Source organism: Tepidiforma sp., from assembly GCF_026419595.1.
Lineage (GTDB): Bacteria > Chloroflexota > Dehalococcoidia > Tepidiformales > Tepidiformaceae > Tepidiforma.
Genome location: NZ_JANZZD010000123.1, coordinates 1 through 247, shown reverse-complemented (window position 1 = coordinate 247; position 247 = coordinate 1). Strand labels below are relative to the sequence as shown.

Here is a 247-nt window from a genome sequence, read left to right as displayed (position 1 = left end):
ATGGCCGTCGGCGTGGGCTGGCCCGTCGGCGTCGGCGTGGCCGTCGCTACGGGCGTCGGCGTTGGCGTCGGGGTCGAGGTCAGCGTGGCCGTCGGCGTCGGCGTGCGCGTCGGGGTGGGGGTGCGCGTCGGCGTGGGTGTGGGCGTCAGCTGCACGCTCAGCGTCGGCGTCCGCGTCGGCGTGCGCGTCGGGGTAGGGGTGCGCGTGGGCGTTGGTGTCCGTGTCGGCGTCGGGGTGGGGGTTGGTG

General features: G+C 77.3%; 1 pseudogene. It reads right to left on the bottom strand.

What is annotated here, in order from left to right:
* Positions 1-247, bottom strand: a pseudogene (locus tag N2041_RS14725) (hypothetical protein); the annotation flags it as partial.